The 14,734-nt window shown below is 62.7% G+C and carries 12 protein-coding genes; 8 read left to right on the top strand and 4 right to left on the bottom strand.

Annotation, left to right across the window (positions count from 1 at the left end; translation table 11 throughout):
* Window positions 1-78 precede the first annotated feature (78 nt).
* Complete coding sequence (locus tag K675_RS0127565; RefSeq protein ID WP_017906691.1) at window positions 79-2,007, bottom strand: transglycosylase SLT domain-containing protein; 1,929 nt, start codon at window positions 2,005-2,007, stop codon at window positions 79-81.
* Window positions 2,008-2,236: 229 nt separating this feature from the next.
* Between K675_RS0127565 and K675_RS0127560 the strand changes: the two genes are divergently transcribed.
* Window positions 2,237-4,156 (top strand): ATP-binding cassette domain-containing protein, encoded by a 1,920-nt coding sequence (locus K675_RS0127560; protein WP_017906690.1) that lies wholly within the window; start codon window positions 2,237-2,239, stop codon window positions 4,154-4,156.
* Between the two features lie 206 nt (window positions 4,157-4,362).
* Here the strand turns inward: K675_RS0127560 and K675_RS0127555 are convergent, their stop codons facing one another.
* Complete coding sequence (locus tag K675_RS0127555) at window positions 4,363-4,803, bottom strand: universal stress protein (RefSeq protein ID WP_017906689.1); 441 nt, start codon at window positions 4,801-4,803, stop codon at window positions 4,363-4,365.
* A 107-nt stretch (window positions 4,804-4,910) separates the two neighbouring features.
* On the opposite strand from K675_RS0127555, the gene K675_RS0127550 reads away from it, so the two are divergent.
* The 7 genes from K675_RS0127550 to K675_RS0127520 all read left to right on the top strand — a co-directional run bounded on the left by K675_RS0127550 (window position 4,911) and on the right by K675_RS0127520 (window position 13,327).
* Window positions 4,911-5,348, top strand: coding sequence for a hypothetical protein (locus tag K675_RS0127550; protein ID WP_017906688.1), 438 nt, complete (start codon window positions 4,911-4,913; stop codon window positions 5,346-5,348).
* A 457-nt stretch (window positions 5,349-5,805) separates the two neighbouring features.
* On the top strand, window positions 5,806-7,953 hold the full coding sequence (fadB, locus tag K675_RS0127545; protein WP_017906687.1) for a fatty acid oxidation complex subunit alpha FadB: 2,148 nt from the start codon (window positions 5,806-5,808) through the stop codon (window positions 7,951-7,953).
* 29 nt (window positions 7,954-7,982) lie between these two features.
* The gene (gene fadA / locus K675_RS0127540) at window positions 7,983-9,158 is read left to right on the top strand and encodes an acetyl-CoA C-acyltransferase FadA (RefSeq protein WP_026145584.1); all 1,176 of its coding nucleotides are present in this window, start codon (window positions 7,983-7,985) and stop codon (window positions 9,156-9,158) included.
* 86 nt (window positions 9,159-9,244) lie between these two features.
* A complete protein-coding gene (locus K675_RS0127535) occupies window positions 9,245-9,481 on the top strand; it encodes a DUF1653 domain-containing protein (RefSeq protein WP_017906685.1) in 237 nt (78 codons plus the stop codon).
* A gap of 115 nt (window positions 9,482-9,596) precedes the next feature.
* The gene (topA, locus tag K675_RS0127530) at window positions 9,597-12,218 is read left to right on the top strand and encodes a type I DNA topoisomerase (RefSeq protein WP_017906684.1); all 2,622 of its coding nucleotides are present in this window, start codon (window positions 9,597-9,599) and stop codon (window positions 12,216-12,218) included.
* A 165-nt stretch (window positions 12,219-12,383) separates the two neighbouring features.
* Window positions 12,384-12,905 (top strand): DUF6586 family protein, encoded by a 522-nt coding sequence (locus K675_RS0127525; RefSeq protein ID WP_017906683.1) that lies wholly within the window; start codon window positions 12,384-12,386, stop codon window positions 12,903-12,905.
* Window positions 12,906-13,090: 185 nt separating this feature from the next.
* Complete coding sequence (locus tag K675_RS0127520; RefSeq protein WP_017906682.1) at window positions 13,091-13,327, top strand: hypothetical protein; 237 nt, start codon at window positions 13,091-13,093, stop codon at window positions 13,325-13,327.
* 128 nt (window positions 13,328-13,455) lie between these two features.
* On the opposite strand, the gene sulA is transcribed toward K675_RS0127520, so the two are convergent.
* Window positions 13,456-13,920, bottom strand: a complete 465-nt coding sequence (gene sulA, locus K675_RS0127515; RefSeq protein ID WP_017906681.1) for an SOS-induced cell division inhibitor SulA — start codon at window positions 13,918-13,920, stop codon at window positions 13,456-13,458.
* A 10-nt stretch (window positions 13,921-13,930) separates the two neighbouring features.
* On the bottom strand, window positions 13,931-14,539 hold the full coding sequence (gene lexA, locus K675_RS0127510; protein ID WP_026145583.1) for a transcriptional repressor LexA: 609 nt from the start codon (window positions 14,537-14,539) through the stop codon (window positions 13,931-13,933).
* Window positions 14,540-14,734 lie beyond the last annotated feature (195 nt).

Genomic DNA, 14,734 nt, shown 5'->3' with positions numbered 1-14,734 from the left:
ACCTGTAGGAGCCGGCAAGCCGGCTCCTACAGGTCAGGATGTGATCCGTGAGTCAAGTGGCACAGGTCGGTGCCTGGATCACTGATCGTCGAAGAACCGCTCGTGCCAATCCACCAGCGGTTGTGGCGCATTGAGTTTCTGTCCGTAGATCACCGCGTAGGACAGCACGTTCTGCACGTATTGGCGGGTCTCGTCGAACGGAATACTCTCCACCCAGACGTCGAAGCTCAGGTGATTCGCGCCCTTGAGCCATTGCCGTACGCGGCCAGGGCCGGCGTTGTAGGCGGCGGTGGCGAGCACGCGGTTGCCGTTGAACTGGCCGTGCACCTGGCTCAGGTAGGCCGCGCCCAACTGGACGTTCTTGTCCGGATCCAGCACCTGCTGCGGCGAAGCCAGCGGGATGCTGAACTTGCGCGCGGTTTCCTTGGCGGTACCGGGCATCAGTTGCATCAGGCCGGTGGCGCCAGCGTTGGAGCGCGCATCATCCATGAAGGCGCTTTCCTGACGGGTGATCGCAAATACCCAGCTCGAATGCAGGCCGCGCAGCTTGGCCTCGCGGACCAGGGTGTCGCGATGGGCCATGGGGAAGCGGATATCCAGGTCATCCCAGTACTGCGCCTGGCTGATGGTGCGGATGGCCGGGAAGTACCACTTCAGGTCGTAGGCCAGCTTGGCCTGGGCGACCATTTCGTCACGGCTGAGGTGGCGGCTGGCGTGGTACCACTCGCGGCGGCCGTCGACGATCTGGCCGCGATCGTGCAGTTCCAGGGCGCGGCGCACGCCTGGGGTGTTGCGGACCTTGTTGATCAACTGCTGGCTGAGGACCAGCGGGCGGTTGGCCAACTGGTAGGGGGTCTGCGAGCGATCGGCGGCGAGGAAACCGTAGAAATCACGCTCGCGGGCGACGCTCTTGAGCAGGATCTGTGCCTGCGGGTTCTGCGGTTGGGCCAGTTCCAGGCTGCGGGCTTGCCAGTAGCGCCAGCGGTTGGTGTTGGCCAGGTCTTGGGGCAGGCGGCGGGTCAACTGATAGGCCTCTTCCCAGCGGCCCAGGCGCAGCAGCAGGCGCAGGCGCCACTCGGTGACGGTATTGTCGCGCAGCTCAGGGTCGTACTGGGTCATGATTTCCAAGGCACGGCCGTCGTAGCGGCGGGCCAGGGTCAGGCCGATCTCGCGGGCGATGGACACCTTCTCGTCGCGGGAGAAGTGCATGCTCGAGGCATAGCCGTCGAGCAGCGCCATGGCCTTGTCCGGGTCCTGGCGTGCCAGGCGCCGCAGGCCCAGGCCGACCACGTCGGACATCGCCTCGTCCGCCGGGACGAAGCGCGCCGGCTGGCCCAGCAGGTCGGGCTTCTGGGCGACGTCGATCATCAGCCGGCCCTGCGCACCGAGAGTGCTCAGGCCTTTTACCAGCGCCGTGGCCAGGCCGTAGTTGCGGGCCTCGGCGGCCAGCTTGACGCGTTGCCAGCGCTTCTGTTCGGTCAGTTGGCCCTGGGCCGCCCAACTGTCGAACAGGGCGTCGCAGGCGGCGGGTTGCGTCTTGCCGGTCAGCCAGAGCTTTTCCGCGGTGGCGAAACCCTCGGCACGCAGGTTGTGGCTGAGCTGGTACTGGCCGTTGAGGCAGTCCAGTTCGGTGAAGTTAAGCTTCGGATCGTAGTACTTGACGAAGGGCGCCCAGTCGCCGCGTTCGGCCAGCCAGCGCAACCAGCGCAGTTTCATCCAGTTGGCCTGGGGCAGGTCGCCGTGTTCGGCGAGGAACCGCTCGATCTCGGCGTTGCTGGCGGTCTTGAGTCGGGCGGTCAGTTCGTCGTAGGCCAGGTAGGGTTCCAGTGGGTAGCTCTGCAGGGCGCCGCGGTACTGGAAGTACGGGCCTGAATCGCCCTTGGCCAGGGCGCGCTTGGCGTCATCGTAGAGCTGGCGTTGCTGGGCGAGATCGGCGGCCTGTGCAGCTTGAACGGCGCAGGTGGAAAGAAGCAGACACGATAAAAAGTTGAAAAGACGGCTGCGCATGAGACTTCCGGGTAAAAAAACGGACAAGCACAGGCCCCGAGGCCGGTGCTGATTGCCGGGTAGCTTAGCCTTTTGCCGGCAGGAGGCGAAAGTTTTGCCGGCCTTGTGTACGCAACTTGATACCAAATGTCATGTGGCAGGCGACACCGGCTTCGACCGCTGGCGAAAATCGCGACCGCTTCCCCGGTCAACATCGGGTAGAATGCGCGCCCGGTTTTTGGAGAAGCTCATGACCCTGCTCAAATTCAGCGATGTGTCCCTTGCTTTCGGCGCCATGCCGTTGTTGGACAAGGTGTCCTGGCAGATCGCCCGTGGTGAGCGGGTGTGCATCATTGGCCGCAACGGCACAGGCAAGTCCAGCATGTTGAAGCTGGTCAAGGGCGACCAGAAGCCCGACGACGGCTCCGTCTGGCGGGCGCCCGCGCTCAAGATCGGCGAATTGCCGCAGGAACTGCCGGTGGCCGACGAGCGTACCGTGTTCGATGTGGTCGCCCAGGGCCTGGACGGGGTCGGCGAACTGCTGGCGCAGTATCACCACCTGAGCCAGAACATCGTGACCGATGCCGACCTGGACAAGCTGATGCGTGTCCAGCACGACCTCGAGGCCCGCGATGGCTGGCGCCTGCAGACCCTGGTCGAAAGCACCCTGAGCCGTCTGCAGTTGCCGGCCGACAAGACCCTGGCCGAGCTGTCCGGTGGCTGGCGTCGTCGCGTACTGCTGGCCCAGGCCCTGGTGGCCGAGCCGGACCTGCTGCTGCTCGACGAGCCGACCAACCACCTGGACATCGGCGCGATCGCCTGGCTGGAAGATGCGCTCAAGGAATTCCAGGGCGCGGTGCTGTTCATCACCCACGACCGTTCCTTCCTGCAGAGCCTGGCGACCCGTATTCTCGAACTGGATCGCGGCGGGTTGATCGACTGGAACGGCGACTACGCCAGCTTCCTGGTACACAAGGAAGCCATGCTGGCGGCCGAGGAAACCGCCAACGCCCTGTTCGACAAGCGCCTGGCCCAGGAAGAGGTCTGGATCCGCCAGGGCATCAAGGCCCGGCGTACCCGCAACGAAGGTCGCGTGCGGGCGCTGAAGGCGCTGCGCGTCGAACGCAGCGAGCGCCGCGAGCGCACCGGCAAGGCGAACATCCAGCTGGAAGCGGCGGAGAAGTCCGGCAAGCAGGTGATGGTGCTCGACAACATCAGCTTTGCCCATCCGGACGGCCCGTTCCTGGTCAAGGACTTCTCCATGGTCCTGCAGCGTGGCGACCGTATCGGCCTGCTCGGGGCCAACGGCACCGGCAAGACCACCCTGTTGAAGCTGATGCTCGGCGGCCTGGTGCCGACCAGCGGCAAGGTCGAGGAAGGCACCCGCATCGAGGTGGCCTATTTCGACCAGTTGCGCCATCAACTGGACCTGGAAAAGACCGTGGTCGACAACGTCGCCGAAGGTCGGGACTTCATCGAGATCGATGGCCAGAGCCGCCATGTGCTCAGCTACCTCGGCGATTTCCTGTTCAGCCCGCAGCGGGCACGCACGCCGGTCAAGGCGCTGTCTGGTGGTGAACGTGCGCGGTTGCTGCTGGCCAAGCTGTTCAGCAAACCGGCCAACCTGCTGGTGCTCGACGAACCGACCAACGACCTCGATGTGGAAACCCTCGAGTTGCTGGAAGAGGTGCTGTTGACCTTCCAGGGTACCGTCCTGATGGTCAGCCACGACCGGGCGTTCCTCGACAACGTGGTGACCAGCACCCTGGTGTTCGAAGGCGAGGGTAAGGTTCGCGAGTACGTCGGCGGTTATCAGGACTGGCTGCGCCAGGGCGGTTCGCCACGTTTGCTGGGGGTGACCGAGAGCAAGTCGGGCAAGGCCGAGCTTGAATCGGCTATCGTCACTGCCCCCCCTGCGCAGGTGGCGCCGGTGGCCGAAGCGCCGGCGGCGAAGAAGAAGCTCAGCTACAAGTTGCAGCGCGAGCTGGAGGCCCTGCCAGGCGAGATTGAGGCCAAGGAGCAGGAAATCGCCGCCGTGCAGGCCGAGATGGCCGAGCCAGGGTTTTATCAGCGCCCGGTTGCCGAAACGACCGCCGTGCTGGCCAGGCTGGAAACGCTGCAGACCGAACTGGATGCGATGGTCGAGCGCTGGGCCGAACTGGATGCCTGATGGGTGACGCTGCGATAAAAAAGCCCGGCTTCATTCTGTGAGGCCGGGCTTTTTTCAGGGATTGTCCTGGTGGGTTGGCTCATGCGCCGCCGTGCCCTTGTGGGATCCGGGCTTGCCCGCGAACCAGGCGGCGCGGTTTGACGGTTTCACCGTGCAATGCCATTCGCGGGCAAGCCCGGCTCCTGCACGAGAGCGAGCGGTACGGATCAGCTCTTGTTCTGCAGGCGCACGGCGAGGACGTCGCAGGGGGCGCCGTGGAGCACGTCGTTGGCCGTGGAGCCGAGCAACAGGGCCAGACCATGACGTCCGTGGCTGCCGACCACGATCAGGTCGCAGTGCTGCTCCTTGGCCAGGTGATGGATCTCCTGGCGCGGCTGGCCGTAGGTGAGGTGGCAGGTGTCTTTCGAGATTTCGGGATACTTGTTGATCAGTCGCTCCAGGCGCTCCTTGGCCTGGTCGAACTGTTGTTGCTGCAATTGGGACAGGTCCATCGGCACGTCGCCGCCAAAGGCCATGGCCATGGGCTCGACGATGTGGACCAGCGAGAGCTTGGCGTTGTTGCTGACCGACAGTTCGCGTGCGCGATGAATGACCGGGTCGCACTCTTCCGTCAGGTCGACGGCAACCAGAATGTGGTTGTAGGGCATTGCAGGCACCTCCTGAGGATCGCAATTGTATTGATTATGGCTCGTTTCAAGTTGATTGGTTCTGCCCTGAATCAATCGCTCATGAATAATCTTCGGGGAGTAGAGATATGACGGTCTGGATAGTGGTGTCAATCCTGGCGGTGGTTCTCAGTCCTCTGGCCTGGCTGCGTCCGTCGCGCCGCCAGAGCGACCGGATGGCCTTGCGCATGGAGGCGCGGCGCATTGGCCTGGGCATGCAACTGGCGCCCCAGGAGTGGCCGCACTGGCTGTCCCCGGAACCGCCGAGTCCGTGCGCGCAGTATCATCGCCCGCGACGCGGCAAGGCGCCTTCGTGCTGGTGCTACTGGCAGGTGGAGCCGGGTGTCTGGGTCAACCAGTGGCGCGAGGTGCTCGCGGACGAGGCCCTGCTGCCGCATTTGCGGACGTTGCCGGCCAATGTCTACAAGGTCGAGGCGGACGCGCGGATGATCGCTCTCTACTGGGGCGAGCGGGGTGCCGTGCGGGTGCTTCAGGACATCGCCGCAGTGCTCAAGGCTCTGGCCTGACCGGGTAGGGGCAGTTCATCGGACCAATCGCCCCGGCACGTACCCTTCATAAAAAGTGTCCATATTTTCCACTAGGCTCTTTCTTGGAGTCTGGTAGGCCTGTTCCTGGTTTTGTGCCTGACCTGGTCGTTTCGTACGTTATTGATTTCATCAGTGAAGCGCCATCAGGCCGGCTGCTGCAGCACCTGCGCGCCTGGAAAGTGACCGGAAAGTCGCATTTTTCGGGGTGTTTTCGGCAATTGACAATTGCCGCGAATTCCGTGAAGGTGTCCACACCCAAATCAAACGGGCGTATGAATTGAGCGTTTGTCTGACAGACGGCTCTTACAGAATCCCGACTATCGCGTCGGCGGGTGTGCCTGGCGGCTTGGCGTGGCAATGACGGTGACGTCAATGCGGGGCCGGAAGTTAGCGACCGACGTGTACTGTTCAGCTTCCATATCGTGGAGATCAGTTGATGATTTACGAAGGTAAAGCCATCACGGTTAAGGCTCTTGAAAGTGGCATCGTCGAACTCAAGTTCGATCTCAAGGGTGAGTCCGTCAACAAGTTCAACCGTCTCACCCTGAACGAGCTCCGTCAGGCGGTGGACACCCTCAAGGCCGACGCCTCGGTCAAGGGTGTGGTCGTCAGCAGCGGCAAGGACGTGTTCATCGTCGGTGCCGACATCACCGAATTCGTCGACAACTTCAAGTTGCCCGATGCCGAGCTCGTGGCCGGTAACCTCGAAGCCAACAGGATCTTCAGCGATTTCGAAGACCTGGCCGTTCCGACCGTGGTCGCGATCAATGGCATCGCCCTGGGCGGCGGTCTGGAAATGTGCCTGGCCGCCGACCTGCGGGTCATGTCCGCCAGCGCCAAGATCGGCCTGCCGGAAGTCAAGCTGGGCATCTATCCGGGCTTTGGCGGTACCGTCCGCCTGCCGCGCCTGATCGGCGTGGACAACGCCATCGAGTGGATTGCCGCCGGCAAGGAAAACCGCGCCGAAGACGCGCTGAAAGTCGGCGCCGTCGATGCCGTGGTCGCCCCCGAGCAACTGCAGCAGGCCGCCCTGGACCTGGTCAAGCGCGCCATCTCCGGCGAGATCGACTACAAGGCCAAGCGCCAGCCGAAGCTGGACAAGCTCAAGCTCAACGCCATCGAGCAGATGATGGCCTTCGAAACCGCCAAGGGTTTTGTCGCCGGCCAGGCCGGACCGAACTACCCGGCGCCGGTCGAAGCGATCAAGACCATCCAGAAAGCCGCCAACTTCGGCCGTGACAAGGCCCTGGAAATCGAGGCCGCCGGCTTCGTGAAGCTGGCCAAGACCTCGGCTGCCGAAAGCCTGATCGGTCTGTTCCTCAACGACCAGGAGCTGAAGAAGAAGGCCAAGGCCTATGACGAAATCGCCAAGGACGTGAAGCAGGCCGCCGTGCTCGGTGCCGGCATCATGGGTGGCGGTATCGCCTATCAGTCGGCGTCCAAGGGCACGCCGATCCTGATGAAGGACATCAACGAGCACGGTATCGAGCAGGGCTTGGCCGAAGCCGCCAAGCTGCTGGTCAGCCGCGTCGAGAAGGGCCGCATGACCGCGGCGAAGATGGCCGAAGTGCTCAACGGCATTCGCCCGACCCTGTCCTACGGCGACTTCGGTCACGTCGACCTGGTGGTCGAGGCGGTCGTCGAGAACCCGAAGGTCAAGCAGGCGGTGCTGGCTGAAGTGGAAGCCCAGGTCAAGGAAGATGCCGTGCTGGCATCCAACACCTCGACCATTTCCATCAGCCTGCTGGCCAAGGCCCTCAAGCGTCCGGAAAACTTCGTCGGCATGCATTTCTTCAACCCGGTGCACATGATGCCGCTGGTGGAAGTGATCCGTGGCGAGAAATCCAGCGAACAGGCGATCGCCACCACCGTGGCCTACGCCAAGAAGATGGGCAAGAACCCGATCGTGGTCAACGACTGCCCGGGCTTCCTGGTCAACCGGATCCTGTTCCCGTACTTCGGCGGTTTCGCCAAGCTGGTCAGCGCCGGCGTGGACTTCGTCCGCATCGACAAGATCATGGAAAAATTCGGCTGGCCCATGGGCCCGGCGTACCTGATGGACGTGGTCGGCATCGACACCGGCCACCATGGCCGCGACGTGATGGCCGAAGGCTTCCCGGATCGCATGAAGGACGACCGGCGCTCGGCCGTCGACGCCCTCTACGATGCCAAGCGCCTGGGTCAGAAGAACGGCAAGGGCTTCTACGCCTACGAGACCGACAAGCGCGGCAAGCAGAAGAAGGTCGCCGACCCGTCGGTACTGGAAGTGCTCAAGCCGATCATCTACGAGCAGCGTGAAGTGACCGACGAGGACATCATCAACTGGATGATGATCCCCCTGTGCCTGGAAACCGTGCGCTGCCTGGAAGACGGCATCGTCGCCACTGCGGCCGAGGCCGACATGGGCCTGGTCTACGGCATCGGTTTCCCTCCCTTCCGTGGCGGCGCGCTGCGCTATATCGACTCGATCGGTGTGGCCGAGTTCGTTGCCCTGGCTGACCAGTACGCCGATCTGGGCGCGCTGTACCACCCGACCGCGAAGCTGCGTGAAATGGCCAAAAATGGCCAGCGGTTCTTCGGTTAAGCGCCCACACTAGAGCGAGAGTGAACGATATGAGCTTGAATCCTAGAGACGTCGTGATTGTCGACTTCGGTCGTACTCCGATGGGCCGCTCCAAGGGCGGCATGCACCGCAACACCCGTGCCGAGGACATGTCCGCGTACCTGATCAGCAAGCTGCTGGAGCGCAACAGCAAGGTCGACCCGAACGAGGTCGAGGACGTGATCTGGGGCTGCGTCAACCAGACCCTGGAACAGGGCTGGAACATCGCGCGCATGGCTTCGCTGATGACCCAGATTCCGCACACCGCGGCCGGCCAGACCGTCAGCCGTCTGTGCGGTTCGTCGATGAGCGCGCTGCACACCGCCGCCCAGGCGATCATGACTGGCAATGGTGACGTTTTCGTCGTCGGTGGCGTCGAGCACATGGGCCATGTCGGCATGATGCACGGCGTCGATCCGAACCCGCACCTGTCGCTGTACGCGGCGAAGGCCTCGGGCATGATGGGTCTGACCGCCGAGATGCTCGGCAAGATGCACGGCATCACCCGTGAAGCACAGGACGCCTTTGGCGTGCGTTCCCACCAGCTCGCCCACAAGGCGACCGTGGAAGGCAAGTTCAAGGACGAGATCATCCCGATGCAGGGCTATGACGAGGCTGGCTTCCTGAAGGTCTTCGACTACGACGAGACCATTCGCCCGGAAACCAACCTGGAAAGCCTGGCGGCGTTGAAGCCGGCGTTCAACCCAAAGGGCGGTACCGTGACCGCGGGGACTTCGTCGCAGATCACCGATGGTGCCTCGTGCATGATCGTGATGTCGGCGCAGCGTGCCCAGGACCTGGGTATCCAGCCGATGGCGGTGATCCGTTCGATGGCGGTGGCCGGTGTCGACCCGGCGATCATGGGTTATGGTCCGGTGCCAGCGACCCAGAAGGCGCTCAAGCGGGCCGGCCTGTCGATTGCCGACATCGACTTCATCGAGCTCAACGAAGCGTTCGCCGCACAGGCCCTGCCAGTGCTGAAGGACCTGAAAGTGCTCGACAAGATGGACGAGAAGGTTAACCTGCACGGCGGTGCCATCGCCCTGGGTCACCCGTTCGGTTGCTCCGGTGCGCGGATTTCCGGCACCCTGCTGAACGTGATGAAACAGAACGGCGGCACTTTCGGGGTGTCCACCATGTGCATCGGCCTCGGCCAGGGCATTGCCACCGTCTTCGAACGCGTCTAAGCGTTTCGGTGACGGAAACCGGGGCCTGGTGCCCCGGTTTTTGTTTTTCCGATTTTTTTTATTTTATTTTGTAAGAGGGCCGATACATGACTTTGCAACCCGGGCTCTATCAGCACTACAAGGGACCGCAGTACCGCGTTTTCAGCGTGGCACGGCATTCCGAGACCGAGGAGGAAGTGGTGTTCTACCAGGCGCTGTATGGCGAATACGGCTTCTGGGTACGCCCCTTGAGCATGTTCCTGGAGTCGGTCGAGGTTGACGGCGAACGGCTCCCACGCTTTGCTTTGGTGCAGGCCGAGCCGAGCATTTTTTCCAGGGCTTGAGGGCTGGTCGCGCAGCACCCTGTGCTTGACCTCACCTTGTTGCCACTATATATAGCGGTGCCGCGCCAGTCGTGGGCTGCGCTCTCACTTCTAGCATTCAGGAATTTTCCGATCCATGGGCAAATCGCTGGTCATTGTGGAATCCCCGGCTAAGGCCAAGACCATCAACAAGTATCTGGGAACCCAGTACGTGGTGAAGTCGAGTATCGGCCATATCCGAGACCTGCCCACCAGCGGTTCGGCCAGTGCCGTCAAGGAGCCTGCCGCCAAGCGCGGCAAGGCCGCTGCCGGCGAGGCGCCCGCGCTCTCGGCGAAAGAGAAGGCGCGCAAGCAGCTTGTAGCGCGTATGGGCGTCGACCCGGACCACGGCTGGAAGGCCCGCTACGAGATCCTTCCCGGCAAGGAGAAGGTGATCGAGGAACTGCGCCGTCTCGCCAAGGATGCCGACACCATCTATCTCGCAACCGACTTGGATCGCGAGGGGGAAGCCATTGCCTGGCACCTGCGCGAAGCCATCGGTGGTGATGACAGCCGCTACAAGCGCGTGGTGTTCAACGAAATCACCAAGAAGGCGATCCAGGAGGCCTTCTCGGCACCGGGCGAGCTGGACATCGACCGCGTCAACGCCCAGCAGGCGCGACGTTTCCTCGACCGCGTGGTCGGCTACATGGTCTCACCGCTGCTGTGGGCGAAGATCGCCCGTGGCCTGTCCGCCGGCCGTGTGCAGTCGGTGGCGGTGAAACTGGTGGTCGAGCGTGAGCGGGAGATCCGTGCGTTCATCCCGGAAGAGTACTGGGAAGTGCATGCCGACCTCGGTACGGGCAAGGGCGCCAAGGTGCGCTTCGAGGTGGCTCGCGAGAACGGCGAGACCTTCAAGCCGCTGAACGAAGCCCAGGCCATGGCGGCGCTGGAGAAGCTCAAGGCCTCGGCCTACACCATCGCCAAGCGCGAGGACAAACCGACCAGCAGCAAGCCCTCGGCACCGTTCATTACCTCCACCCTGCAGCAGGCGGCGAGCAACCGCCTGGGCTTCGGGGTGAAGAAGACCATGATGATGGCCCAGCGTCTGTACGAAGCCGGCTATATCACCTACATGCGTACCGACTCGACCAACCTCTCGGCTGATGCCGTGGCGATGGCGCGGACCTATATCGAGAGCGAGTTCGGTGCGAAATACCTGCCGTCCGCACCGAACGTCTACAGCAGCAAGGAAGGCGCCCAGGAGGCGCACGAGGCTATCCGGCCGTCGGATGTCAACACCGATCCGAGCAAGCTGTCGGGCATGGAGCGTGACGCCGAGCGCCTGTACGAGCTGATCTGGCGCCAGTTCGTGGCCTGCCAGATGTTGCCGGCGCAGTACCTGTCGACCACCGTCAGCGTCGCTGCCGGCGACTTCGAGCTGCGTGCCAAGGGCCGTATCCTCAAGTTCGACGGTTACACCCGGGTGCTGCCGCAACTGAGCAAGCCGGGCGACGACGACGTCCTGCCGGACATGGCCCAAGGTGAGGTGCTGAAGCTGATCCAGCTCGATCCGAGCCAGCACTTCACCAAGCCGCCGGCACGCTACTCCGAAGCCAGCCTGGTCAAGGAAATGGAGAAGCGTGGTATCGGTCGTCCTTCGACCTATGCGGCGATCATCTCCACCATCCAGGATCGCGGCTACGTGGCCCTGCACAACCGTCGCTTCTACTCCGAGAAGATGGGCGACATCGTCACCGAGCGCCTGGCGGAGAGCTTCTCGAACCTGATGGACTACGGGTTCACTGCGGACATGGAGGAGAACCTCGACGACGTGGCCCAGGGCGAGCGTGACTGGAAGAACGTACTCGACGAATTCTACGGCGATTTCAAGAAGAAGCTCGAAGTGGCCGAGGGTGCGGAAAACGGCATGCGTGCCAATCAGCCGGTGATGACCGATATCCCATGCCAGACCTGCGGCCGGCCGATGCAGATCCGTACCGCCTCGACCGGTGTGTTCCTCGGTTGCTCGGGCTACAGCCTGCCGCCGAAAGAGCGTTGCAAGGCCACCGTCAACCTGGTGCCAGGCGACGAGATCGCCGCGGACGATGAGGGCGAATCGGAATCCCTGGTGCTGCGTGGCAAGCATCGCTGCCCGATCTGCAGCACGGCGATGGATGCCTACCTGCTGGACGAGAAGCGCAAGCTGCACATCTGTGGCAACAACCCGGATTGCGCCGGCTACGAGATCGAAGAAGGTAGCTACCGGATCAAGGGCTACGAAGGGCCGAGCCTGGAGTGCGACAAGTGCGGTAGCGAGATGCAGCTCAAGACCGGTCGTTTCGGCAAGTTCTTCGGTTGCACCAATCCGACCTGCAAGAACACCCGCAAGCTGCTCAGAAGCGGCGATGCGGCGCCGCCGAAAATGGACCCGGTGAAGATGCCGGAACTCAAGTGCGAGAAGGTCGACGACACCTACATCCTGCGTGATGGGGCCTCGGGCCTGTTCCTGGCGGCGAGCCAGTTCCCGAAAAACCGCGAGACCCGTGCGCCGCTGGTGCTCGAAATCGTTCCGCACAAGGCCGAGATCGATCCGAAGTACCACTTCCTCTGCGAGGCACCGCAGAAGGATCCGGACGGTCGTCCGGCGGTCATCCGCTACAGCCGCAAGACCAAGGAGCAGTACGTGCAGAGTGAGGTCGATGGCAAGCCGACGGGCTGGAAGGCGTTCTACGACGGTGGCAAGTGGAAGGTGGAAGACAAGCGTCAGGGCGCCTGATTCGTTTACCGGTCGAGGTCCTGGCCTTCGTGAAGCCAGGGCCTGATGCAGGCCCCTGTAGGGGCGTGGCTTGCCCGCGAAGCTTCTGGCGTCCTTGGTGGCGCATTCGCGGACAAGCCGCGCGCCTGCAAGGGGCGCGTGTGGTCTTATTCAGGAGTGCGCCGCATGGCCAACGAACTCTATACCCGTACCAACCAGAAGATCTTCTACGCCGGCCTGGCCCTGGAAGCCCTTGGCAAGGCCGAGGAGAGCCGGGCGATGAACGCGCTGGCGCTGACCCAGGCCGAGCGTGAGGCTGCGGTATTTCACCTTTATGGCGCCTTGCTCGGGCTGTGCCATGAGATTGCCGGTTTCTATCGTCTGCCACAGGCCAGTGCTCCGCGTGCAGAGCTGTTGCTGACCCGGGAGGTACTGGAGTCCATTGCCATTCCGGAAATGGCTGAGCTGGTGGAACTGGCCCACAGCCCGCAATCCTGGCTGGCCCGGCTGATCGCCGCCCACTCGGCGTTGTACCTGCCGCCCCAGGCGCCCAGGAAGCCCAAGGGCGACGTGTTGCAGCCATTGATCGAGGCGGTCAGCCTGGATGAGGAAACTGCTCCGGAACTGGGGCGTGAGGAGCTTGAAAGCTGGCGGCAGAACCTCAAGGCACTGGCGATCCGCTTCCGTGATGGGCTCAGCGAGTGCTGAGTTGCGGGGGTGGAATGTAGGTCCCGTCTGTCAGTTGTTCATCAAGCGGTAACGAAAGCTGTTGAGATCTTGAGCGAGTTGCCATGAATGACTGGTATGATAATAGTGGCTCATGCGGTGAGTTCACGTACTTGAGTTCGAATTGACCGTACAGGCCACCAGCCTTTCGTGGAGAACAGACTTTTATGCCTACGTCCTTTCTAGAAATTGTCGAGCTGCCGGACGGCCGTATCGAGCTGCGCCGCGCCGAGGACGAGGGTTCTCTGGTCACCCTGAACTTCTCTGAAGATGCCAAGGCTTTCCTGCAGGGGCAGCATGTTGAAGTGGCCAAGGCCATGTTGAGCGTGGGTGTGCAGATGGCTGGGCGTCTGGTGGAAGGTGAGATCGAGAAAGAAGAAGACGGTCCGAGGGTTCTTCACTGATATCGCTCGTGCCTGATATCAGGCGCGTTTTGCGATGAATCGTTGGTCCTGATCGGCTTCTCTGTCCTGGAGAAGCCCTGTGGAGTAGGCCCGAGAAGCCTGCGTGCCATTATTCCTTGTCCCAGATGTCAACCCAGGCGAATGTTCAGGCTCTGAGCGTCGCCCTTGCGCGCAGCATTGATCAATTGCTGGCGAGCACTGCTGCTCAGCGGATTCAGCCAGCTGACCACGGTATGGCTGCGTCCCAGGCGCAAGGCTTCGCAGGCCAATTGCTGGGCATTCTGGGCGCTACTGGGTTGCAGCAGCAGAATCCGCTCGCGGTTCAGGCCGGCTTCGCGCAGCCAGGCCTGGGTGACGCTGGCGGGTGGGGCGATCAGGGTCAGCCAGCGGGCGTCCTGGTCCTGGCTCAGTTCGCGCAGAATGGGGGCCAGCAGGCTCAGGCAATTCCCGCCGCGCAGCGACAGTTCGCTGAAGGCCTCGGGTTCGGAGCTCCAGTGTGTTTCGACCACCTCCTTCAGGACGGGGGGCAGCGGCTGCATCATGAACGCTTCGAACAGGGGCAGTTGGGCATGTTGTGGAGTCTGGAATTGCATGACGCCTCCTTCAGCGGCGAATGACGCCGACGCTCAAACCTTCGATGACGAAGTCCTGTTCTTTCAGGTTGACTTCGATAGGGGCGAACTCGGGGTTTTCCGCCAGCAGCCAGACCTTGCTGCCTTCGCGCTTGAAGCGCTTGACGGTGACCTCCTCGCCGATCCGCGCGACCACGATCTGGCCGTTGCGGGCTTCGCGGCAGGTGTGCACGGCCAGCAGGTCGCCGTCGAAGATGCCGACGTCCTTCATGCTCATGCCATGGACGCGCAGCAGGTAGTCGGCCCGGGGGTGGAAGAAGGTCGGGTTGATGTTGCAGGACTCCTCGACATGCTGCTCGGCGAGGATGGGCGCACCGGCGGCGACACGGCCGATGATCGGCAGGGTGGACTCGTCGACCTTGGCTTCGAAGCCGGGAATGCGAATGCCCCGTGAAGCGCCCGGAGTCATTTCGATTGCGCCCTTGCGGGCCAGGGCCTTGAGGTGTTCCTCGGCCGCGTTGGGCGACTTGAAGCCCAGTTCCTGGGCGATTTCCGCACGGGTGGGCGGATAGCCGTTGTCATCCAGGCAACGTTTGATAAAAGCCAGAATCTCAGCTTGGCGGGGCGTCAGTTTTAGCATGTTGATTGCTCTGTCTTTTTATACAGTGACTGGAATTATATACAGTGCGAGGCGCTTGGCAATCCTCCTTTTCAAGCTACCCGCCGGACGGTTGTCGGGATCCGTGGCGAGCGCCGCGCTACAGGGGGCGGGATCTATGATTTAATACCTGACTGGCTGGGCGGAAATGGACCGGCAGACTTGACATTCCGTGGG

It is taken from the genome of Pseudomonas fuscovaginae SE-1, from assembly GCF_000364705.1.
Taxonomy (GTDB): Bacteria; Pseudomonadota; Gammaproteobacteria; order Pseudomonadales; family Pseudomonadaceae; genus Aquipseudomonas; species Aquipseudomonas fuscovaginae_A.
Note: the sequence above shows the minus strand (reverse complement) of the source record. Positions and strands in the feature narration are given on the sequence as shown.

Coding starts and splice junctions, on each gene's coding strand:
- K675_RS0127565 (WP_017906691.1), bottom strand. CDS start 2,007: ATGCGCAGCCGTCTTTTCAACTTTTTATCGTGTCTGCTTCTTTCCACC.
- K675_RS0127560 (WP_017906690.1), top strand. CDS start 2,237: ATGACCCTGCTCAAATTCAGCGATGTGTCCCTTGCTTTCGGCGCCATG.
- K675_RS0127555 (WP_017906689.1), bottom strand. CDS start 4,803: ATGCCCTACAACCACATTCTGGTTGCCGTCGACCTGACGGAAGAGTGC.
- K675_RS0127550 (WP_017906688.1), top strand. CDS start 4,911: ATGACGGTCTGGATAGTGGTGTCAATCCTGGCGGTGGTTCTCAGTCCT.
- fadB (WP_017906687.1), top strand. CDS start 5,806: ATGATTTACGAAGGTAAAGCCATCACGGTTAAGGCTCTTGAAAGTGGC.
- fadA (WP_026145584.1), top strand. CDS start 7,983: ATGAGCTTGAATCCTAGAGACGTCGTGATTGTCGACTTCGGTCGTACT.
- K675_RS0127535 (WP_017906685.1), top strand. CDS start 9,245: ATGACTTTGCAACCCGGGCTCTATCAGCACTACAAGGGACCGCAGTAC.
- topA (WP_017906684.1), top strand. CDS start 9,597: ATGGGCAAATCGCTGGTCATTGTGGAATCCCCGGCTAAGGCCAAGACC.
- K675_RS0127525 (WP_017906683.1), top strand. CDS start 12,384: ATGGCCAACGAACTCTATACCCGTACCAACCAGAAGATCTTCTACGCC.
- K675_RS0127520 (WP_017906682.1), top strand. CDS start 13,091: ATGCCTACGTCCTTTCTAGAAATTGTCGAGCTGCCGGACGGCCGTATC.
- sulA (WP_017906681.1), bottom strand. CDS start 13,920: ATGCAATTCCAGACTCCACAACATGCCCAACTGCCCCTGTTCGAAGCG.
- lexA (WP_026145583.1), bottom strand. CDS start 14,539: ATGCTAAAACTGACGCCCCGCCAAGCTGAGATTCTGGCTTTTATCAAA.